1 protein-coding gene is annotated in these 362 nt (G+C 59.7%); it reads right to left on the reverse strand.

Annotated elements, in window-relative coordinates:
* Positions 1–362, reverse strand: a 362-nt coding sequence (locus SLS51_RS23440) for an ImcF-related family protein (RefSeq protein ID WP_323840868.1), incomplete at both ends; no start/stop codon positions are given.

Consider the following 362-nt stretch of genomic DNA (forward strand, 5'->3'; position numbering starts at 1 on the left):
CGCCAGTCGGTGTGATCCAGCGCATAGTCCAGGTGAGTCAGTAACTGTTGCTGTAACGGGCGCCGGCCGTTAAACGCCCGGCTCCAGCGCGCCTGCAGATAGTGTTCGACCCGCGATTTATGGCGGCCGCTGCCGTCTTCCAGCATCCGCATGATACGCAGGACTTCCAGTTTTTCTTCGCTGCCTTTCGGTGCCCGGTTCAGGTCGTCCAGCAGGCCGTTCATTAAGGCCGGCAGAAAGCGCTGAGACAACAGTTGCAGGTAGGTGTTTTCCACATACGGGCCGACCTTCGCGCCCTGATAAAGCCCCATATCCGCCAGCAGCCCTTTCTGATGGTAATCCCCGTAGGCCAGTGTGGCCTC

It is taken from the genome of Photorhabdus africana, assembly GCF_035181445.1.
Taxonomy (GTDB): domain Bacteria; phylum Pseudomonadota; class Gammaproteobacteria; order Enterobacterales; family Enterobacteriaceae; genus Photorhabdus; species Photorhabdus laumondii.